Below are 20,891 nucleotides of genomic sequence, written 5' to 3' on the forward strand. Positions count from 1 at the left end.
GGTTGGGTGGCGCACGCCCGGCATCGGACCTCCGGGGCGGCGACGGCGCGGGTCGCACGGCGGCGGGTCCGCGGGGCCGGAGCGGCGGGCTCCTCGGCGACGGCGGGCGCGGCGGTGGCGGCAGCGGCAGCGGCCTCGACGACCACGGCCTCCGCGGCGGCGGCCTCGGGAGCGGCCACGGCGCGGGTCGCACGGCGGCGGGTACGAGCGGGGGCGGCGGCCGGGGCGGCCTCCTCCACGGGTGCGGCCGGGGCGGCCTCGGTCACCGCAGCGGCCTCGGCGGCGGTGGCGCCGGGCGGCCCGGCGGGCCGGGAAGCGGCGCGGCGACGCCTGCGCGGAGGCAGGTTGTCGCTCGGGCTGTTGTTGTCGGCGGTGGTGCCGTTTTCGTTGTTGGGCATTGCGGGCGGTTCTCCCGTCACGCCCCCGGGCGCCGCGGCTGACTTCCGGTCCGGCACGGCTCCGCGTAATGAGCGCGGAGCCGGCCTCCGGGGCGCGTTCGCCACACGGGAGCTGTAGTCCATGGCCGCCGGTTCCGTACGCAAAAGTCCGTACGGCCTGGCGGAAGTCTTCAGGTCTGTGCGCTGCCCGACCCAGGTGGCTCCCGAGTGCCAGGGCGGCGCGACGACGACGATCCCTACGCGGCGGGACCTTCCGGCGCCTTCGCGTCGGCGGCTACGGCGGCCGTGGGTGGGGCGGCCGTGACAGCCTCGCGGTCGGGCGCGAGCGGGTCGGTCACCGTGCCGGACTCCTCGTCGAAGAGCCCCTGCGCCAGCCTGGTCACCGCTGAGGGGACCGGCGGCGCCAGGTCGGCCACAGCTCGGAGACCGGACAGGACGTCGTCGGGTCGCACGGCAGGTGTCAGATGCCGAACAACCAGGCGCAGTATCGCACAGGCATTGTCCAGAGGCCTATCAGCCGGAGCCGGAAGTGCCTCGAGGGTGACGACGGCACCACGGGTGTCGAAGGTCCGCATGCCGTTCTTGGTCCGGCGCTGTACTTCGACCGTCTCGGCGGCGAGGAAGGCCGCCACGGCCCGCTCGGCCTCGGCGGGCTCCACGCCGTCCAGGCGCAGCTCCCACACGGAGGCGGTCAGCCGGTCCGCCAGGCCCGAGGTGCGGGCCTCGACGGCGTCGACGATGTCGAGGCCGGCCGGCATCGACTCGTCGAGCAGCTCGCGCAGCTTCTCGGGGTCGCGGGCCTCGGCGAGGCCGATCTCCAGGTACTCGGCCTCGCTGCCGGTCCCCGTCGGGGCGGCGTTCGCGTACGAGACGCGGGGGTGCGGGGTGAAGCCGGCCGAGTACGCCATCGGCACCTCGGCGCGGCGCAGGGCCCGCTCGAAGGCGCGCTGGAAGTCGCGGTGGCTGGTGAACCGGAGGCGGCCGCGCTTGGTGTAGCGCAGTCGGATGCGCTGCACCACCGGTGCGGGAGGCGGGCCTTCGGGCTGTCGCTTGCCCAGTGGTTCTTCTCCTTGTGCGGGGCTCCGCGGCTCGCGCGTCGCCCTGAGGTCTTCTCGACCCGCCCCGGCTCACCCCTGTCGTTGGGGCAGGGAGATCTCGTCGGCGGGTGCCGCGTCGGCGGCTGTCGTACTACCCAGAGTACGCGCCCGTGACCTCGCCGGTTCCCGGGGAGGAGCACCGAACAGCGCCTGCCGCACGGAGGCCCGCGCCTCGCGCATCGCGGACCGCGCGGTCCGCCACACCTCCCGCAGGAGGTGCCCGGCGGGGGTCAGCACGTACCGGTGGACCCGCGAGGCGGGCCACCCGACCACGGCCCACCCGACCCACTTGGCCCCGCGCCAGAGCACCCCGAGGATCAGCCCGGCCACGTGCCAGGCCCACCGGAGCACCTGCCCGACCGGGGTGAGCACGTACCGGTACACCCCCGCCGCCACCCACGCGACGCCGAGCCCGACGGGCCGCAGCACGTACCGGAACAGCGCGACCGCCAGCCATACGAGGCCCAGCCCGACGGGCCGCAGCACGTACCGGAACAGCGCGACCCCCAGCCATACGAGGCCCAGCCCGACCGGGGTGAGCACGTACCGGCGGATCCCGCGTCCGACGGGCACGAGCACGTACCGCCCGAGCGCGACCCACGGCCAGACGAACAGCGCCATGCCGAGGGCCCACAGGACCCACGTGACGCCCTTGGCCAGCGGGGCGAACAGGTACCGCAGCCCGCCCCGGCCGACCCACGCCAGCGCCTCCCACAGGGGCCGGAACACGTAGGTGCCCAGGATCCGTCCGGCCGGCGCGAGCAGATACGCGTACGCGCCACGCCCCAGCCACGCCACCCCCCGCCCGACCGGCACGAGGACGTACCGCCACAGCCCGACCCACGGCCAGACGAACACGAGCTTGAGCAGGGCGGTCAGCACCCACCCCAGCGCTCGGAGCGCCGGCTCGACGACGTGGACGTACAGCGGCCCGAGAACGTGCCGGCGGGCGGCCCGCCCCAGGCCGACGAGCAGTTCCCAGACCACTCGTACGGGCAGCACGACGCCCACGGCGACGACCTTCACGGGGATCCTGATGACGCCCACCAGGCACCCTTCGCCGCTGTCACCGGTAGGCCGCTTGTCGGGTTCCATGCCCCTAGGACACGCGAAAGGCCCCCACCCGTTGCGGGCGGGGGCCTCTCGTGACCCAAGGGTTACTTCACGACCGACAGCGGAAGGAGCTTCTTGCCGGTGGGACCGATCTGGATCTCGGTCTGCATCTGAGGACAGACGCCACAATCGAAGCACGGGGTCCAGCGGCAGTCCTCGACCTCGGTCTCGTCGAGGGCGTCCTGCCAGTCCTCCCAGAGCCAGTCCTTGTCGAGGCCGGAGTCCAGGTGGTCCCAGGGCAGGACTTCCTCGTAGGTGCGCTCGCGGGTCGTGTACCAGGCCACGTCCACGCCGTAGGCGGGCAGCGTCTTCTCGGCCGCCTGCATCCAGCGGTCGTACGAGAAGTGCTCGCGCCAGCCGTCGAAGCGGCCGCCGTCCTCGTAGACGGCGCGGATGACGTCGCCGATGCGGCGGTCGCCGCGCGAGAGGAGGCCCTCGACGATGCCCGGCTTGCCGTCGTGGTAGCGGAAGCCGATGGAGCGGCCGTACTTCTTGTCGCCGCGGATCTTGTCGCGGAGCTTGCCCAGGCGGGCGTCCGTCTCCTCGGCCGAGAGCTGCGGCGCCCACTGGAAGGGGGTGTGCGGCTTCGGGACGAATCCGCCGATCGACACCGTGCAGCGGATGTCGTTCTGGCCGGAGACCTCGCGGCCCTTGGCGATGACGTTGACCGCCATGTCGCCGATCTGGAGGACGTCCTCGTCGGTCTCGGTCGGCAGGCCGCACATGAAGTACAGCTTCACCTGGCGCCAGCCGTTGCCGTAGGCCGTCGCGACCGTACGGATCAGGTCCTCTTCCGAGACCATCTTGTTGATGACCTTGCGCATGCGCTCGGAGCCGCCCTCGGGGGCGAACGTGAGGCCGGAGCGGCGCCCGTTGCGGGTCAGCTCGTTGGCCAGGTCCACGTTGAAGGCGTCCACGCGGGTGGAGGGGAGGGAGAGGCCGATCTTGTCGTCCGTGTAGCGGTCTGCGAGGCCCTTGGCGATGTCGGCGATCTCGGTGTGGTCCGCCGACGAGAGCGACAGGAGGCCGACCTCTTCGAAGCCCGTGGCCTTGAGGCCGCGCTCCACCATCTCGCCGATGCCGGTGATGCTTCGCTCCCGCACGGGGCGCGTGATCATGCCGGCCTGGCAGAAACGGCAGCCACGGGTGCAGCCGCGGAAGATCTCCACGGACATGCGCTCGTGGACGGTCTCGGCGAGCGGGACCAGGGGCTGCTTCGGGTACGGCCACTCGTCGAGGTCCATGACGGTGTGCTTGGACACGCGCCACGGCACGCCGGAGCGGTTCGGGACGACGCGGCCGATGCGGCCGTCGGGCAGGTACTCGACGTCGTAGAAGCCCGGGACGTAGATGTTGCCCGTCTTGGCCAGGCGCAGGAGGATCTCCTCGCGGCCGCCCGGCCGGCCCTCCGCCTTCCAGGCGCGGATGATCTCGGTCATGTCGAGGACGGCCTGCTCGCCGTCGCCGATGACGGCCGCGTCGATGAAGTCCGCGATCGGCTCCGGGTTGAAGGCCGCGTGGCCGCCCGCGAGGACGATCGGGTGGTCGACCGTACGGTCCTTGGACTCCAGCGGGATGCCCGCCAGGTCCAGGGCCGTGAGCATGTTGGTGTAGCCCAGCTCGGTGGAGAAGGACAGGCCGAACACGTCGAAGGCCGAGACGGGGCGGTGGCTGTCCACGGTGAACTGCGGGACCTTGTGCTCGCGCATGAGCGCCTCGAGGTCCGGCCACACCGAGTACGTGCGCTCCGCGAGCACGCCCTCGCGCTCGTTCAGCACCTCGTAGAGGATCATGACGCCCTGGTTGGGCAGCCCCACCTCGTACGCGTCCGGGTACATGAGCGCCCAGCGGACGTCCGCGCTCTCCCAGGGCTTGACGGTGGAGTTGAGCTCACCGCCGACGTACTGGATGGGCTTCTGCACATGCGGGAGCAGAGCTTCGAGCTGTGGGAAGACCGACTCGGACATCACGCGACTTTCGTGAAGCGGGCAGGGGGCGACTCTCAAGCGTACCCCGAGGCTCGGCCGCCCCCTCCCGCATGATCATCCGAGGGCGGCCCGCAGGGCGGGGGCGGAGGCTTCGGCCCAGACGTCCGGGAGTTCCCGTTCGCGCCGCTCGGCCAGGGCTTCCTCGCGGGCGTAGAGCACGCCCCAGGTGAAGGCCGACTCCCCCGCGCCCGTCGCCTGGACGGCGAGGCCGCGCAGGGCTTCGCGGGCGACCACGCTGTCCTGGTGGTCGCCGAGCAGGCTCTGGACCGACTTCATCGCCTTGGCCAGGCGTTTCGCCGGCTTTCCGAGGGCGGGGACGGCCGCCTCCGCCGCGTAGCGGGCGCGTTTGGCCGCTTTGCGGGCTTCGTGCAGGGCGAGGTCGCGTTCCTCGCCGGGGGTGAGGTCCAGTGCGTCGGCGACCCGGCCGGCGAGGCGTTCACAGTCGCGCAGGACCGCCTTGGGCAGGACGGTGCGCGCGGGGCGGGCGGCGGCGGCGCGCAGGGGCGGGTTCGCCAGGAGGGCGTCGAGGGAGTCAAGGAGGGCGAGGTGGCGGGGGCTGTCCAGGACGGCGAGGGCGCGGCGCCGGGATCCGGAGCGGCGGATGGCGTTCCAGGTGCGCAGCCGGCCGCGGACCGGGCCGAGGAGCAGGGTGCGCGGCAGTTCGCCGAGGCGGGTCTGGATGCGCTCCAGCAGGACTTCCTGGTCGCGGTCGACGCCGAGTTCGGCGGCGAGCAGTTTCAGTTCCTCGCCGATGGGGTCGGTGACGGCGCGGTCCAGCACCTTGCGGTAGGTCTTGAAGGCGCTGCGCAGGCGGCGGCCGGCCACGCGCATCTGGTGGACGGAGTCGGGCAGGCCGCGGCGCACGGCCGGGTCCAGGGCGACCAGGGCGTCGCGCTGTTCGCGCAGGTACGCCAGGACGTACGCGCCCGCCGTGCCGTCCCCGGGGTCGGGCGCGGGCCGGGGCGGGGGCGCGGTGCCGGTTTCGGCCAGGGCGCGGGCGAGTTTCGAGGGGGCGTCGGAGACCCGCAGTCCGGCCTTGCGGAAGGTCTTCTCGACCTCTTCGAGCAGGGCGGGGTCGACGCCGTCGGCCAGTTCCACCTCGACCTCGGTCCAGGCGGCGGTGTCGTTGCCGCGCTCGGCCCGGACCGCGTCGGTGGACAGTTCGGCGAGCAGGGCCCCTTCGGCGTCGAGGAGGTGGCTGACCCGGCGCGAGGAGATGAGCCTGACCTGGGGTTCGAGCCCGGTGCCGCGGACCCGGGAGCGGACGAGGGCGGCCAGTGAGGGCGGCACGGTGTCGCTGAGCGCGGCCGCGATCTCGTCGCGCACGCCCGGGGAGACGGGCAGTTTCAGGTGCCAGCCGGCGTCCGCGCCGCCTGTTCTGCGCCGCAGGGTGAGGCCGTCGGCGGCGAGCCGTTGGTCGGGGGTGTCGTAGTAGACGGCGTCGAGGTCGACGGTGCCCTGGTCGGAGACGGCCGCGATCGCGGCCGTGCCCGTCAGGTCCGGCACGCCGCGCCGGGAGAGTGTGGCCTCAGAGAACTCGAATTTCCGCTCGATTTCGCGCTTCGTGTCCGCCATAGACCGAACTTAGTCCCGAACGGATCACGTCGGCAGGGTGAACGGCGGATTAGGCCGACAAGGGCCGTTGCACCTTGATCGACTGCAACAGCCCGATGGCCACCCACACCGCGAACATCGAGGAGCCGCCGTACGAGACGAAGGGCAGCGGGAGTCCGGCCACCGGCATGATCCCGAGGGTCATCCCGATGTTCTCGAAGGACTGGAAGGCGAACCAGGCGATGATCCCGGCGCACACGATCGTCCCGTACAGCTCGGTGGTCTCGCGGGCGATCATGCAGGCCCGCCACAGGATGACGCCCAGCAGCAGGAGGATCAGTCCGGCTCCGACGAAGCCCAGTTCCTCCCCCGCCACCGTGAAGACGAAGTCGGTCTGCTGCTCCGGCACGAACTGGCCGGTGGTCTGGGAGCCCTTGAAGAGCCCGGAGCCGGTCAGTCCGCCGGAGCCGATCGCGATGCGCGCCTGGTTGGTGTTGTAGCCGACGCCGGCGGGGTCGAGTTCGGGGTTGGCGAATGCCGCGAAGCGGTTGATCTGGTACTCGTCGAGGACGCCGAGCTGCCAGACCAGGATGGCCCCGCCCGCGCCCGAGCCGATCAGGCCGAGCACCCAGCGGTTGGAGGCGCCGGAGGCGAGCAGCACGCCGAGGACGATCACGACCATGACCATGACGGAGCCCAGGTCGGGCATCAGCATGACGATGCCCATCGGGGCGGCCGCCAGGCACAGCGCCTTGACGACCGTGCGGTGGTCGGGGTGGGTGAGGTCGCCCGCGTCCACGCGGGTGGCCAGCAGCATCGCCATGACCAGGATGATCGTGATCTTCACGAACTCGGAGGGCTGGAGGGAGAATCCGCCGCCGATGACGATCCACGCGTGGGCGCCGTTGATGGTGGCGCCGAGCGGGGTGAGCACCGCGATGATCAGCAGCAGCGAGATCCCGTAGAGGACCGGCACCGCGCCGCGCAGGGTGCGGTGGCCGAGCCAGATGGTGCCGATCATCAGCACGAGGCCGATGCCGGTGTTCAGGGCGTGCCGGGCGAGGAAGTAGTACGGGTCGCCCTGGTTCAGGGAGGTCCGGTTGCGGGTCGCCGACCACACCAGCAGGGAGCCGATGAGGGACAGGGCCAGCGAGGAGAGGAGTATCGGCCAGTCGAGCCGGCGCACGACCGAGTCGCGGGCGGTCAGCCTGGCCATCGCCCCGCGCTCGGGCGCGTACCGGGAGACGGAGAACTTGTTGGCGGTCTGCATGTCTGTTTCGGTCCTCAGTCGTGCTGCGGGGGACGCGCGGCGGGCGGCCCGGCGAGCGCGGGCGGCTCCGGCTGCTCCGGGGACGGCGGTACGTACGGCCGGATCTCGGGGGAGTCGATGGAGCCGTCGGGGCGGATCCTGGGCAGGGTCGCCTCGGGCTTGAGCAGCAGGGCCTTCTTCAGGTCCTGCTTGCCTTCCATGTCGAGGCCGTAGATGGCGTTGTAGAGGTTGCGGACGGCGGGGCCGGAGGCACCGGAGCCGGTGCCGCCCTGGGAGATCGTCATGACGATCGTGAAGTCCTTGGTGTAGGTCGCCAGCCAGGAGGTGGTCTGCTTCCCGTAGACCTGGGCGGTACCGGTCTTGGCGTGCATCGGGATCTTGTCCATCGGCCAGCCCATGAACCGCCAGGCGGCGGTGCCCCCGGGCTCGACGACCATGCGCAGGCCGCCGTCGATGTCGCTGATGGTCTGGGCGTCGATCGGCAGCCTGCCGTGGGACTGCGGCTTGATCATCTCGATGCGCTTGCCGTCGGGGCTGATCACGGCCTTGCCGACGGTGGGGTCGTAGAGGGTGCCCCCGTTGCTGATGGCGGAGTAGGCGGTGGCCATCTGGATGGGGGTGACGAGGACGTCGCCCTGGCCGATGGCGAAGTTGATGCTGTCGTAGGCCTTCAGCTGGTTGCCCTCTAGGCAGCTCTCGTAGGCGATCTGCTCGACGTAGGTGCCGCCCTTCTTGCCCTGCTTGCACCAGGCGTTCTTGTTGGCCTTCCAGAAGCGCTGCTTCCACTGGCGGTCGGGGATGCGGCCGCTGACCTCGTTCGGCAGGTCGATGTGGGTCTCGGCGCCGAGTCCGAACTCGCGGGCGGTCCGGTAGAACCAGTCGTGGGCGTCCTTCCTGGGGCTGAGGCCGCCGTCGCGCTTCCATTCCTTGTGCCCGAGGGCGTAGAAGACGGTGTTGCAGGAGAACTTGAGGGCCTCGCCGAGGGTGATGGGTCCGTGGCCCTTGGACTCGAAGTTCGCGAAGCTGCGGCCGCCCATGTCGTAGGAGGCGCTGCAGTTGTACTTGTCGTCGAAGGCGTAGCCGGCCCGGACGGCCGCGCTCGCGGAGACCACCTTGAAGATGGAGCCCGCGGGGGCCTGGCCCTGGATGGCCCGGTTGAGCAGCGGGTAGTTGGAGTTCTTGCTGGTGAGTGCGGCGTAGTCCTTGCCGGAGATGCCGCCGACCCAGGCGTTGGGGTCGTAGTCGGGCTGGGAGGCCATCGCGACGATGCGGCCGGTCTTCGCCTCCATGACGACGACGGCACCGGAGTCGGCCTCGTACTTGCGGCCGGTGATGTTGTCGGTCTCCTGGCGGACGGTCTTCATCGCCTGCTGGAGCTCGTACTCGGCGACGGCCTGGACCCGGGCGTCGAGGCTGGTGACGAGGGTGGAGCCGGGCACGCCCGGGTCGGACTTGGTCTGGTGCATGACCCGGCCGAGGTTGTCGACCTCGTAGGAGGTGACCTCCGCCTTGCCGCGCAACTGCTTGTCGTAGGTGCGTTCGAGTCCGGAGCGGCCGACCTGGTCGGACCGCAGGTGCGGCGAGTCGGTGTCCTTGGCCTTCTGGATCTCCTCGTCGGTGACCGGCGAGAGGTAGCCGAGCACCTGGGCGGTGCGGGCGCCGCCGGGGGCCGGGTAGCGGCGGACGGCGGTGGGCTCCGCGGTGATGCCCGGGAAGTCCTCCGGGCGTTCGCGCAGCTGCAGCGCCTGCTGCGTGGTGGCTTCGAGGGTGATCGGGATCGGCTGGTAGGGGGAACCGTTCCAGCAGGGGGCGGGCGTCTGGGAGTCGCAGAGGCGGACCTTCTCCATGACCTCCTTGGGGGTCATGTCCAGGACGTCGGCGAGGCGGGTCATGACTCCCTTGCCTCTGTCCTTCATCTTCATCAGCGCGGTGCGGCTGGCGGAGACGACCAGGCGGGTCTCGTTGTCGGCGAGCGGGACCCCGCGGGCGTCGAGGACCGATCCGCGCACGGCGGGCTGGACGACCCGCTGGACGTGGTTGCTCCGCGCCTCGTGGTAGTACTCCTCGCCGTTGCGGATCTGGAGGTACCAGAGGCGGCCGCCGAGGGTGATGAACATCGAGAAGACGAGTACCTGGATCATGATGAGCCGGATCTGCACCCGGGAGGTGCGGCCGGTCTCCGGAATGTTGGTCACGCCCGCTCCTCCCTACAGCTTTTTGATGCTCTTCACACCCTTGACGGCCTTGACGCCCTTTATGCGGCCGGCCTTGTTGGCGCGGGAGCGGGCGGTCTTCAGGCGCAGGCCGCCGCGCTGGCTGCCGATGCGCAGGCCCGTGCCGCCGGCGAGCCAGCCGGAGGAGACGTCGGCGGGCTTGTTGGCGGGGCCGCCGCCGGCCTCGACGGCCATCGGGTCGTTCTCGGCGCGCCGGGCCAGGGCCATGATGAACGGCACGGTGAACGGCGCCAGCAGCAGGTCGTAGAGCGTCGCGGTGAACAGCAGCCCGAGCAGGCCCACGTGGCGGGCGGCGGTGTCGCCGACGAGGGCGCCGACGCCCGCGTAGAGCAGCGTGGAGCCGATCGCCGCGGCGACGACGGTGAGCATGGGGCCCCAGGCGGAGCGGAACCGTCCGTTGTCGGGGCGGACCAGCCCGGCCACGTAGCCGATGACGCACAGGACGAGCGCGTACCGCCCGGCGGCGTGGTCGGCGGGCGGGGCCAGGTCGGCGAGCAGTCCGGCGGCGAAACCGATCAGGCAGCCGCTGACCGCCCCGTACACGAGTGCGAGGGCGACGACGGTGAGCAGCAGCAGGTCGGGGACGGCGCCGGGCAGTTGGAGCCGGCCCAGGACGGTGACCTGGGTGACGAGGGCGACCACGACGAGCGTGGCCGAGAGCAGGATCCGGTTGAAGGGCATGGTCGGTCTGCTCCTACTCGTCTTCCGGCTTGGCGGGCACGCTGGCGGAAGGGGTGACCGTGACGGTGACCGTCGGGATGGGCTTGGGGGCCTCGGGCTTGGGCGGCAGGACGGCGTCGCGCGGGTCCTCGCGCGGCGGCATCACCACGACGCCGACGATGTCCAGGCGCGAGAAGCCGACGAACGGGCGCACCCAGACGGTACGGGTCAGGTCGCCGCGCGAGGGCTCGACCTTGACGACCTCGCCGATCGGGACGCCCGGCACGAAGGGCTTGTTGCCGCGCGAGCCGAAGGTGACGAGGCGGTCGCCGGGGCTGACCTTGGCCTTGCCGTTGAGCATCTGGACGGACAGGGCGCGGTCGCCCTGGCCGGTGGCGAAGCCGAGTTCGCCGGTCTTCTCCAGGCGGGTGCCGACGGTGAAGTCGGGGTCGTTGGCGAGGACCACGGTGGCGGTGTCGGGGCCGACCGTGGAGACCCGGCCGACGAGTCCGTCGCCGTTGAGGACGGTCATGTCGCGCTCGATGCCGTCCTTGCTGCCGGCGTCGATGGTCACGGTCCAGGAGAAGCCCTGGGCCGCTCCTATGGCGATGACCTCGGCGCCCTTGATGCCGTACTGTCCCGCGCCGGCCCGCTTGAGCATCTCGTCGAGCTCGTGGATGCGGCTCTGGGTCTGCGAGTCGCTGCCCAGCTTGGCCTTCAGGGCCGCGTTCTCGCGCTCCAGGGTGGCGATGCGGTTGTGACGCTCGCCGGAATCCCGTACCGCCCCTATGGCGTTGGCGACCGGGTCGACCGCGGTCGACACGCCCTTCTCGACCGGCCCGAAGACCGCGGCGGCGGCCTGTCGGGCACCGTCGACCGGCGACTCCTCGCCCGCCCTGATGTCCACCGTGATCAACGCGAACGCGATGGCGATCAGAAGCACCAGGAGCAGCCGGCTTTCTCGTGTGTCCCTCACGTGCGGCGGCCGTGCCTTCCTCGTCGGAATTCTCTTTTGCCTGTATATCAACGATCCGCCGTACGGGCCCGGCAGCACCCGTACGGCGGATCCTTGTGCGTTGTCCTCCGGATGGAGGGGATGTACGCCGGTCAGCGCCGGGGCTGGGCGTCGAGGACCTGCTGGAGCGCCTCGAACTCCTCCACGCACTTGCCGGAGCCGAGCGCCACGGAGTCGAGCGGGTCCTCGGCGATGTGGATCGGCATGCCCGTCTCGCGGCGCAGCCGCTCGTCGAGGCCGCGCAGCAGGGCGCCGCCGCCGGTCAGCACGATGCCGCGGTCCATGATGTCGCCGGAGAGCTCCGGCGGGCACTTGTCGAGCGTGGTCTTGACCGCGTCGACGATGGCGTTGACGGGCTCCTCGATGGCCTTGCGCACCTCGGCGGCCGAGATGACGACCGTCTTGGGCAGTCCGGAGACCAGGTCGCGGCCGCGGATCTCGGTGTGCTCGTCCTTGTCGAGGTCGTACGCCGACCCGATGGTGATCTTGATCTGTTCGGCGGTCCGCTCACCGAGGAGGAGCGAGTACTCCTTCTTGATGTGCTGGATGATCGCGTTGTCGAGCTCGTCGCCGGCCACCCGGATGGACTGCGCCGTGACGATTCCGCCGAGGGAGATGACGGCGACCTCGGTGGTGCCGCCGCCGATGTCCACGACCATGTTGCCGGTGGCCTCGTGGACGGGCAGGCCCGAGCCGATGGCCGCGGCCATGGGCTCCTCGATGATGTGCACCTGGCGGGCGCCGGCCTGCGTGGACGCCTCGATGACGGCGCGGCGCTCCACTCCGGTGATGCCGGAGGGCACGCAGACCACGACGCGCGGGCGCGCCAGGTAGCGACGCTTGTGGATCTTGAGGATGAAGTACCGGAGCATGCGCTCGGTGATCTCGAAGTCGGCGATCACGCCGTCCTTGAGGGGCCGTACGGCGACGATGTTGCCGGGCGTGCGCCCGATCATCTTCTTCGCCTCGGAGCCGACTGCCAGGATGCCACCGGTGTTCGTGTTGATGGCGACCACGGACGGTTCGTTCAGAACGATTCCCCGGCCCCTCACGTACACCAGCGTGTTGGCGGTCCCGAGGTCGATCGCCATGTCACGGCCGATGAACGACATGTTGTTCCCCTTGTTCCCCATGAGGAGCGTCTGGCCTTCCAGTTGATAGCGGCTGCTGTCAGGTCGGCGAGGTGGGTGTGTGGGTGGAGGCCCCATCGTAGTGCCGTGAGTACGGCCACCGCGCGACGGGACTCCGGCAATCCCGCCGGAACGGATACCCGCCCCCTTAGTGGTGACGTCGTGTCCTGCCCAGGCGTTCCCGCTCGTGGCCGGAAATACCAAGGGGCGACCGAAATTACTTCGGTCGCCCCAGGTCGTGAGCGCTATATGGCTGATGTCGCGTCAGGGAAAGCGTGCCCGAAGCGTGTCCCGGAAGGGCTCAGAGAGCGGGGAAGAACAGCTTCAGCTCGCGCTCCGCGGACTCCTCGGAATCCGAGGCGTGGATCAGGTTCTCCCGGGTGACGGTGCCGAAGTCGCCCCGGATGGAGCCCGGCGCCGCGGCAATCGGGTCAGTGGGTCCGGCCAGCTGGCGGACACCCTCGATGGCGCGTTCCCCTTCGACCACGAGGACGACGACGGGACCACTGGCCATGAAGCCCATGAGGGGCTCGTAGAACGGCTTGCCCTTGTGCTCGCCGTAGTGCGTCTCCAGGGTCTCCTGGTCCAGCGTGCGCAGCTCCAGCGCGGGGATGGTCCAGCCGGCCTTCCGCTCGATACGGCCGATGATCTCGCCGACCAGGCCGCGCCGGACGGCGTCGGGCTTGAGGATGACGAGGGTGCGCTGGGTCATGTTGCGGCTCCTTGCGGCATACGGGTGCGGTAGGACGAATCTACAGGGCTGTTCCGGTGACCCGTCACGCAGCGTCAGGCGCCGTGGGCACGGGCTGCGCCTCCTGCGCGGCCGCCCAGCGGGCCTTGATCGTGTCGATCTTGCGGCCGTAGTGCACCGAGCACCACCACAGCGCGGCGAAGACGGCACCGAGGAAGAACATCGTCGGGACGACGAACCCGCTCGCGATCAGGCCGATCTGCAGGGCCCAGCCCAGCTGGACCGCCCCGGGGCGCGAGAGCATCCCGCACAGCAGCACGGACAGCAGCATCGTGATCCCGCAGACCGCCCAGACCTCCGTCTGGGTCAGGTCCGGGTTCTTCATGGCCACCAGGCCCGCGAAGCCGATCACGAAGAACTCGCCGATCAGCGTGCTCGCACACAGCGTGCGCATCCCTCAGCCCCTCTTCAGCAGCAGGCGGGCCTCGCCCACCGTGATCACGGAACCGGTCACCAGGACCCCGGCCCCTCCGTACTCGGCCTCTTCCTCCGCCAGGGTGATCGCCGCCTCCAGGGCGTCGTCCAGCCGCGGCTCCACCTGGACCCGGTCCGGTCCGAAGACCTCGACCGCGACGGCCGCCAGCTCGTCGGCGCCCATCGACCGGTGGCTGGAGTTCTCCGTCACCACCACCTCCGCGAAGATCGGCTCGAAGGCCTCCAGCACCCCGCGGACGTCCTTGCCCTCGCTCGCCGCCACGACCCCGATCAGCCGGCTGAAGCCGAAGGATTCGGTGACCGCCTCCGCGGTGACCGCCGCGCCCGCCGGGTTGTGCGCCGCGTCCAGGACCACCGTCGGGCTGCGCCGCACGACCTCCATGCGGCCCGGCGAGGTCACCGAGGCGAAGGCCCGCCGTACGGTCTCCAGGTCCAGGACGCGCGCACCCTCCTGGCCGATCCCGAAGAAGGCCTCGACCGCCGCCAGCGCGACCGCCGCGTTGTGCGCCATGTGGGCGCCGTAGAGCGGCAGGAAGATGCCGTCGTACTCCCCGCCCATGCCCCGCAGCGTCAGCTGCTGTCCGCCGACCGCGACCTCGCGGGCGACCACGCCGAACTCCATGCCCTCGCGGGCCACGGTCGCGTCCACCTCGACGGCCTTCTTCAGCAGCGCCTGGGCGGCGTCCACCGGCTGCTGCGCCAGGATGACGGTCGCGTCCTGCTTGATGATGCCGCCCTTCTCCAGGGCGATCTCGCCGGGCGTGGAGCCGAGCCGGTCCGTGTGGTCCAGGCTGATCGGGGTGATCACCGCGACCGAGCCGTCGATGACGTTGGTCGCGTCCCAGGTGCCGCCCATGCCGACCTCGACCACGGCCGCGTCGACCGGGGCGTCCGCGAAGGCCGCGTAGGCCATTGCGGTGAGGACCTCGAAGAACGACAGCCGGTACTCCTCGGCGGCGTCGACCATCTCCACGTACGGCTTGATGTCGTGGTACGTCTCGACGAACCGCTCGGCGCTGATCGGCGCCCCGTCGAGGCTGATCCGCTCGGTGACCGACTGCACGTGCGGGCTGGTGTAGCGGCCGGTGCGCAGCTCGAAGGCGTTCAGCAGGGACTCGATCATGCGGGCCGTGCTGGTCTTGCCGTTGGTGCCGGTGACGTGGATGGAGGGGTACGCGCGCTGCGGCTCGCCCAGCACGTCCATCAGGGCCGCGATCCGCGACACGGACGGCTCCAGCTTGGTCTCGCCCCAACGGGTGGCGAGCTCCTGCTCGACCTCCAGCAGCGCCTTCGCCACCTCCGGGTCGAGGGGCGCGGCGGGTACCGGGTCGCCCTGCGGCGGCCCGGCCTGCGCGCGCAGGGTGCGGCTGCCGGCCTCGATCACCGCCAGGTCGGGGTCGCGGTCGGATTCCTCCGCCACGATCTGGTCGAACTCGTCGAAGCGGTCGTCGCTCTCGGGCTGCTGCTCACTCACACGCCCAGTCTACGGACGAGGACCCGCGGGACTTTCGACCCGGGCGTTTCGGGACTTTCGGCGGGCGGGGCGACCAGATCGTTATGCAAGCCTTGCGGGCAGGAGATAGGGGAATAAATGCCGCAGGCCAGCATGAACAAGACAGCGACCAGCCGCGACATAGGGATAGACCTGGGGACCGCCAACACCCTCGTCTACGCACGGGGGCACGGGATCGTCCTGAACGAGCCGTCGGTCGTCGCCGTGAAGGCGGGCACCACCACCGCGCTGGCCGTCGGGACCGAGGCCAAGGAGACCATCGGGCGCACCCCCGGCTCCATCACCGCGATCCGCCCCCTCAAGGACGGCGTGATCTGCGACTACGAGGCCGCCGAGGAGATGATCCGGCACTTCGTGCGCAAGGCGGTCCCCGGCCGGCGCCCCCGCACCCGGATGGTGATCTGCGTGCCCTCGGGGGTCACGCAGGTCGAGCGGCGGGCCATCGTCCACGCCTCCACCCGGGCCGGGGCCAGGGCCGTGCACCTGATCGAGGAGCCGATGGCCGCGGCGATCGGGGCCGGGCTGCCGGTGGCCGAACCCCGCGGCTCGATGGTCGTGGACATCGGCGGCGGCACCACCGAGGTGGCGGTGATCTCCCTGGGCGGCATCGTGACCTCCCAGTCCCTTCGCGTCGGCGGGGACCGGCTCGACGCGGCGATCATGGACTACGTCCGCAAGGAGCACGCCCTGCTCATCGGCGAGCGCACCGCCGAGGACGTGAAGGTGGCCATCGGCTCGGCCTGGCCGGTGCCGGACCTGCCCGAGCTGGAGACCCGCACCGTCACCGTGCGCGGCCGCGAGAAGGTCGGCGGCATGCCGAAGACGCTGTCGCTGAGCGCCTCCGACGTACGGGCCGCGCTCGACGAGCCCGTCGAGACGATCATCGCGGCGGTCCGCACCACCCTGGAGGAGTGCCCTCCGGAGCTCTCCGGCGACGTGATGGAACACGGCATCGTCCTGACCGGCGGCGGAGCGCTGCTGCCGGGCCTGGACCTGCGCATGGCCTCCTCGACCGGCATTCCGGTGTTCGTCGCCGACAACCCCCTGGACTGCGTGGCCCTCGGCTCGGGCCGCTGCGTGGAGGACCTGGACACGCTGAACGGCCTGCTGGTCCCGGCCAAGGCCTAGGGAGCCCTAGCCTCGGGGCAGCGTCGCCACGACCTCGTACGTGTCGTTCGTGCGCGTCGCCGTCAGGGTGCCGCCCAGGCTGCGGACGCGCTCGGACATGCTCGCCGTGCCCGAGCCCGCCGAGACGGGGGCCCGGCCCGGCGTCCGGTCGGGCAGCGCGTTGCTGACGGCGATCCGCAGCTGCGGGCCGTCCGCCGCGATGGACACGTCGATGGTCTGCCCCCGCGCGTGCTTGGCCGCGTTGGTCAGGCACTCCTGCACCACCCGGTAGACCGCCGCCTGCCGCAGCGGCGACAGCCCGTTCACGTCCGGGTCCATGGCCAGCCGTACGGGCGAACCGGCCCGCCCGCTCTCCTCCGCGAGCGCCGGCAGCCCGTCGACGCCCGGGGTCGAGGCCCGCTCCCCACGCTGCACGATGATCTCGTTCAGCACCAGGTGGGCCCGGCGCGCGGTGTCGGCCAGCTCCTCGAAGTCCTTCGCGTACGCCGTCTCGCGCGCCCGCGTCGACAGCACCTCGGAACGCACCGTCAGCAGGGTCAGCTCCCGCCCGACGAAGTCGTGGACGTCGCGGGCGACGGAGGTGCGCTCCTGCTGCACCGCCTGGAGCACGGCGGACTCGGCCCGCCGGGCGGCCAGCTCCGCCACCAGGTCGTGCCGGTAGGCGGCGATGCCCACGGCCGAGGCGAGCACCCCGATGGGCACGACCAGGCTCAGGAACGAGCTCAGGGTCTCGGCCCGGGGCTCGGGCCAGCCCGGCACGCTGAACACCAGCAGCGCGAAGCACACGTACCCGACGGTGGCGAGGATCCCGGCCCGGCGGCCTCGGTAGCGGCCGACCGAGTACAGCGCGAACTGGATCAGGGTGAGCTCGTGCAGCCAGCCGATGAACAGCAGCGCCGCGAGGTACGAGATCCACGGCATGCGCCGCCGCACCAGCAGGGTCGAACAGCCTGCGGCCAGCACGGCGGCCGCCATCGGGCCGTTGAGCGAGTTGTCGGCGGCGGCCAGGCCGGGCAGGTCCAGCGCCATCAGGGCGAGGCAGCTGACCGCCGTGATGACGTCCAGGGCCCGCGCGGAGCCCGCCCAGCCCCGGGTGAGCCGGCGGCCTGAGGCCACGGCCCAGTGGAGCGCCGAGGCGACGGGCTTGACGTGCATGCCCTCCATCATCCGTGGTGGGCGCCCCGGATCGGTTCAGCCGGGACCGGATAAAGAGTGATATAGGGCACTGCGACCCGGGTCGGAAGACCTTGCGCATCCGCGACCTTCCGCTCTGCCGCCCGCCCGGCGGGCGCTCGTAGCGTCGGGGAATGACCACGCACTCCCGCGGCACCGCCCTGCTCCTGCTGATCGGCGGTCTGATCGGCACGCTGGCCTCCGGCGTGCTCGCGTACGACCGCATCCGCACCCTGGAGGACCCCCTCTTCACCCCGGGATGCAATGTCAACGCGGTGCTGAGCTGCGGTGACGTGATGACCACCTGGCAGGGCAACCTGCTCGGCTTCCCCAACATGCTGCTCGGCCTCGCCGGCTTCGCGGCGCTCTCGGGCCTGGGGGCCGCGCTGGTGGCCGGTGCCCGGTTCCCGCGGTGGCTGTGGCGCGGCCTGTGGGCCGGGATCGCGGCGGGCTTCGGCTTCACCGTGTGGCTGATCGGCCAGGGCCTGTACGTGATCGGCGCGCTGTGCCCGTGGTGCGCGGTCGTCTGGGCGGTGATGATCCCGCTCTTCTGGTACGTCACACGGCACCTGTCCGGCCCCGGCTCCCGGCTGCGGGCACTCCCCCACTGGCTGGTCCCGGCGGCCCTGTACGCGGTGCTGGCGGCGCTGGTCCTCGCGCAGTTCGGCCGCCGCCTGCTGTGACGCGGGCGCCCGCGCGGGGAAGGCATACGGCGAAGGCCCCCACATCGACCGACGGTGTGGGGGCCTTCGCGTGTTCTCACCCGGTACTACGCGGCGGGCAGCGTCTCCAGCTGGGACCGGAGCCGGGCGATGTCCGCCTCGGCCTTGGCGAGGCGGCCCTTGATCTTGTCCACGACGTTGTCGGGGGCCTTGGCCAGGAAGGCCTCGTTCCCGAGCTTCGCCTCGGCCTGCTGCTTCTCCTTCTCGGCGACGCCGAGGTCCTTGGTCAGGCGCTTGCGCTCGGCGGCCACGTCGATGGTGCCCGACAGGTCGAGCGCGACGGTGGCGCCGGCGACCGGGAGGGTCGCGGTGGCGCTGAAGGCGTCGCCCTCCGGCTGGAGCCGCAGCACCTGGCGGATGGCGGCCTCGTGGGCGGCCAGCACCGTGGCGGACAGGTCCAGGCGGGCCGGGACCTTCTGCTTGTCGTCGAGGCCCTGCTCCTTGCGGAAGCGGCGGACCTCCCGGACGAGCGCCTGGACGCCGTCGACCTCGGCCTCGGCGGCCTCGTCGCGGAAGCCACTGTCCTTCGGCCACTCGGCGATGACGAGGGACTCGCGGCCGGTGAGCGTGGTCCACAGCGTCTCGGTGACGAAGGGGACCACCGGGTGCAGCAGGCGCAGCATGACGTCGAGGACCTCACCGAGGACCCGGGCGGAGGCCTTGGCCGGCTCGCCGCCCGCGAAGAAGGTCGTCTTCGACAGCTCGACGTACCAGTCGAAGACCTCGTCCCACGCGAAGTGGTAGAGGGCCTCGCTGAGCTTCGAGAACTGGAAGTCGTCGTAGTAGGCGTCGACCTGCGCGATGGTCTTGTTCAGACGGGACAGGATCCAGCGGTCCGTCGCCGACAGCTGCTCGGCCGGGGGCAGCTCGCCCTCGATCGTGGCACCGTTCATCAGCGCGAAGCGGGTCGCGTTCCAGATCTTGTTGGCGAACTTGCTGGACGCCTGGACCCAGTCCTCGCCGATGGGCACGTCGGTGCCGGGGTTGGCGCCCTTGGCCAGGGTGAAGCGGACGGCGTCGGAGCCGTACTTGTCCATCCAGTCCAGCGGGTCGACGACGTTGCCGAAGGACTTCGACATCTTCTTGCCGCGCTCGTCACGGACCAGGCCGGTCAGGGCGATGGTCTTGAAGGGCGCCTCGCCGTCCATGGCGTACAGACCGAACATCATCATCCGGGCGACCCAGAAGAAGATGATGTCGTGGCCGGTGACCAGGACGTCGGTGGAGTAGAACTTCTCCAGGTCCGGGGTCTTCTGCGGCCAGCCGAGGGTGGAGAACGGCCACAGGCCGGAGGAGAACCAGGTGTCGAGGACGTCCGTGTCCTGGACCCAGCCCTCCCCCGTCGGCGCGGCGTCGTCGGGTCCGACGCAGACGACCTCGCCGTTCGGGCCGTACCAGACCGGGATCCGGTGTCCCCACCACAGCTGGCGCGAGATGCACCAGTCGTTGAGGTTGTCGACCCAGTCGAAGTACCGCTTCTCCATCTCCTTGGGGTGGATCGTGACCCGGTCGTCGCGGACCGCGTCACCGGCGGCCTTGGCCAGCGTCTCGACCTTGACCCACCACTGCAGCGACAGGCGCGGCTCGACGGTGGTGCTGCAGCGCGAGCAGTGCCCGACGGAGTGCAGGTACGGGCGCTTCTCGGCGACGATGCGGCCCTGCTGGCGCAGCGCGCCGACGACGGCGGAGCGCGCCTCGAAGCGGTCCAGGCCGAGGAAGGGGCCGTGGACGGTGATGACGCCGTGCTCGTCCATGATCGTCATGTTGGCCAGGCCGTGGCGCTGGCCGATCGCGAAGTCGTTCGGGTCATGCGCCGGGGTCACCTTGACGGCGCCGGTGCCGAACTCCGGGTCGACGTGCGTGTCCGCGACGACGGGGATGGTCCGGTCGGTCAGCGGCAGCTTGATCTGCTTGCCGACCAGGTGCTTGTAGCGCTCGTCGTCGGGGTGGACGGCGACGGCGGTGTCACCGAGCATCGTCTCGGCACGCGTGGTCGCGACGACGAGGGAGTCCTCGCCCTCTCCGTACGTGATGGAGACGAGCTCGCCCGCGTCCTCCTGGTACTCCACCTCGATGTCGGAGATGGCCGTCAGACAGCGCGGGCACCAGTTGATGATGCGCTCGGCGCGGTAGATGAGACCGTCGTCGTAGAGCTTCTTGAAGATCGTCTGGACGGCCTTGGACAGGCCCTCGTCCATCGTGAACCGCTCACGGCTCCAGTCGACGCCGTCACCCAGCCGCCGCATCTGGCCGAGGATCTTGCCGCCGTACTCTTCCTTCCACTGCCAGACCCGCTCGACGAACTCCTCGCGGCCCAGGTCGTGGCGGGACTTGCCCTCCTCGGCGAGCTGCTGCTCGACCTTGTTCTGGGTGGCGATACCGGCGTGGTCCATGCCGGGCAGCCACAGCGACTCGTAGCCCTGCATCCGCTTGCGGCGGGTCAGGGCGTCCATGAGCGTGTGCTGGAACGCGTGCCCCAGGTGCAGGGAGCCGGTGACGTTCGGCGGCGGGATGACGATGGTGTACGCGGGCTTCTCGCTCTTCGCGTCGGCCTCGAAGTAACCGCGCTCTACCCAGCGCTCGTAGAGCTTCGCCTCTACCTCGGCCGGCGCGTACTGGGTCGGCAGTTCGGATTCGGGGCTGCTGGGTGTCTGCGTGTTCTCGGTCACGAGCCACAGGATAAGGGTGGCCCCACCCCCGTTACGAATCG

Annotated in this window: 17 protein-coding genes; 2 read left to right on the forward strand and 15 right to left on the reverse strand. The window is 71.0% G+C overall.

What is annotated here, in order from left to right; genetic code table 11:
- The 13 genes from ACFTXQ_RS16940 to ACFTXQ_RS17000 all read right to left on the reverse strand — a co-directional run.
- Positions 1 to 398: hypothetical protein (locus ACFTXQ_RS16940; protein ID WP_382641421.1), on the reverse strand; the 398-nt coding region annotated here is incomplete at its 3' end.
- Between the two features lie 236 nt (positions 399 to 634).
- Positions 635 to 1,414 (reverse strand): TIGR03936 family radical SAM-associated protein, encoded by a 780-nt coding sequence (locus ACFTXQ_RS16945; RefSeq protein ID WP_382641423.1) that lies wholly within the window; start codon positions 1,412 to 1,414, stop codon positions 635 to 637.
- 111 nt (positions 1,415 to 1,525) lie between these two features.
- Positions 1,526 to 2,590: a hypothetical protein gene (locus ACFTXQ_RS16950; protein WP_382641425.1), complete on the reverse strand. Its 1,065-nt coding sequence runs from the start codon at positions 2,588 to 2,590 to the stop codon at positions 1,526 to 1,528.
- A gap of 62 nt (positions 2,591 to 2,652) precedes the next feature.
- Positions 2,653 to 4,575: a TIGR03960 family B12-binding radical SAM protein gene (locus ACFTXQ_RS16955; protein WP_382641426.1), complete on the reverse strand. Its 1,923-nt coding sequence runs from the start codon at positions 4,573 to 4,575 to the stop codon at positions 2,653 to 2,655.
- 75 nt (positions 4,576 to 4,650) lie between these two features.
- Positions 4,651 to 6,171, reverse strand: coding sequence for a CHAD domain-containing protein (locus tag ACFTXQ_RS16960; protein WP_382641428.1), 1,521 nt, complete (start codon positions 6,169 to 6,171; stop codon positions 4,651 to 4,653).
- 49 nt (positions 6,172 to 6,220) lie between these two features.
- Positions 6,221 to 7,420, reverse strand: coding sequence for a rod shape-determining protein RodA (gene rodA, locus ACFTXQ_RS16965; RefSeq protein ID WP_382641430.1), 1,200 nt, complete (start codon positions 7,418 to 7,420; stop codon positions 6,221 to 6,223).
- 14 nt (positions 7,421 to 7,434) lie between these two features.
- Positions 7,435 to 9,615 carry a penicillin-binding protein 2 gene (mrdA, locus tag ACFTXQ_RS16970; RefSeq protein ID WP_382641432.1) on the reverse strand — a complete coding sequence of 727 codons (2,181 nt, stop codon included), beginning with the start codon at positions 9,613 to 9,615 and terminating at the stop codon, positions 7,435 to 7,437.
- A gap of 12 nt (positions 9,616 to 9,627) precedes the next feature.
- Entirely contained in the window at positions 9,628 to 10,335 is a 708-nt protein-coding gene (gene mreD, locus ACFTXQ_RS16975) for a rod shape-determining protein MreD (protein WP_382641434.1), read from the reverse strand.
- A gap of 13 nt (positions 10,336 to 10,348) precedes the next feature.
- Positions 10,349 to 11,290, reverse strand: coding sequence for a rod shape-determining protein MreC (gene mreC, locus ACFTXQ_RS16980; protein ID WP_382641436.1), 942 nt, complete (start codon positions 11,288 to 11,290; stop codon positions 10,349 to 10,351).
- A gap of 131 nt (positions 11,291 to 11,421) precedes the next feature.
- Positions 11,422 to 12,441, reverse strand: a complete 1,020-nt coding sequence (locus ACFTXQ_RS16985; protein ID WP_008738981.1) for a rod shape-determining protein — start codon at positions 12,439 to 12,441, stop codon at positions 11,422 to 11,424.
- A 319-nt stretch (positions 12,442 to 12,760) separates the two neighbouring features.
- Positions 12,761 to 13,171 (reverse strand): nucleoside-diphosphate kinase, encoded by a 411-nt coding sequence (ndk, locus tag ACFTXQ_RS16990; RefSeq protein ID WP_382641438.1) that lies wholly within the window; start codon positions 13,169 to 13,171, stop codon positions 12,761 to 12,763.
- Positions 13,172 to 13,235: 64 nt separating this feature from the next.
- Positions 13,236 to 13,604, reverse strand: a complete 369-nt coding sequence (locus tag ACFTXQ_RS16995) for a DUF4233 domain-containing protein (RefSeq protein ID WP_382641440.1) — start codon at positions 13,602 to 13,604, stop codon at positions 13,236 to 13,238.
- Between the two features lie 3 nt (positions 13,605 to 13,607).
- Positions 13,608 to 15,119, reverse strand: coding sequence for a bifunctional folylpolyglutamate synthase/dihydrofolate synthase (locus ACFTXQ_RS17000; protein ID WP_382641442.1), 1,512 nt, complete (start codon positions 15,117 to 15,119; stop codon positions 13,608 to 13,610).
- A 117-nt stretch (positions 15,120 to 15,236) separates the two neighbouring features.
- On the opposite strand from ACFTXQ_RS17000, the gene ACFTXQ_RS17005 reads away from it, so the two are divergent.
- Positions 15,237 to 16,286, forward strand: coding sequence for a rod shape-determining protein (locus ACFTXQ_RS17005; protein ID WP_382641444.1), 1,050 nt, complete (start codon positions 15,237 to 15,239; stop codon positions 16,284 to 16,286).
- Positions 16,287 to 16,292: 6 nt separating this feature from the next.
- Here ACFTXQ_RS17005 and ACFTXQ_RS17010 read toward each other — a convergent pair whose 3' ends face one another.
- Positions 16,293 to 17,441, reverse strand: a complete 1,149-nt coding sequence (locus ACFTXQ_RS17010) for a sensor histidine kinase (protein ID WP_382641446.1) — start codon at positions 17,439 to 17,441, stop codon at positions 16,293 to 16,295.
- Positions 17,442 to 17,593: 152 nt separating this feature from the next.
- Between ACFTXQ_RS17010 and ACFTXQ_RS17015 the strand changes: the two genes are divergently transcribed.
- A complete protein-coding gene (locus ACFTXQ_RS17015; protein ID WP_382641448.1) occupies positions 17,594 to 18,142 on the forward strand; it encodes a vitamin K epoxide reductase family protein in 549 nt (182 codons plus the stop codon).
- An 86-nt stretch (positions 18,143 to 18,228) separates the two neighbouring features.
- Here ACFTXQ_RS17015 and ACFTXQ_RS17020 read toward each other — a convergent pair whose 3' ends face one another.
- Positions 18,229 to 20,850 (reverse strand): valine--tRNA ligase, encoded by a 2,622-nt coding sequence (locus ACFTXQ_RS17020; protein WP_382641450.1) that lies wholly within the window; start codon positions 20,848 to 20,850, stop codon positions 18,229 to 18,231.
- Between the last annotated feature and the right edge of the window lie 41 nt (positions 20,851 to 20,891).

This window comes from Streptomyces sp. NPDC057010, assembly GCF_042673805.1.
Taxonomy (GTDB): Bacteria; Actinomycetota; Actinomycetes; order Streptomycetales; family Streptomycetaceae; genus Streptomyces.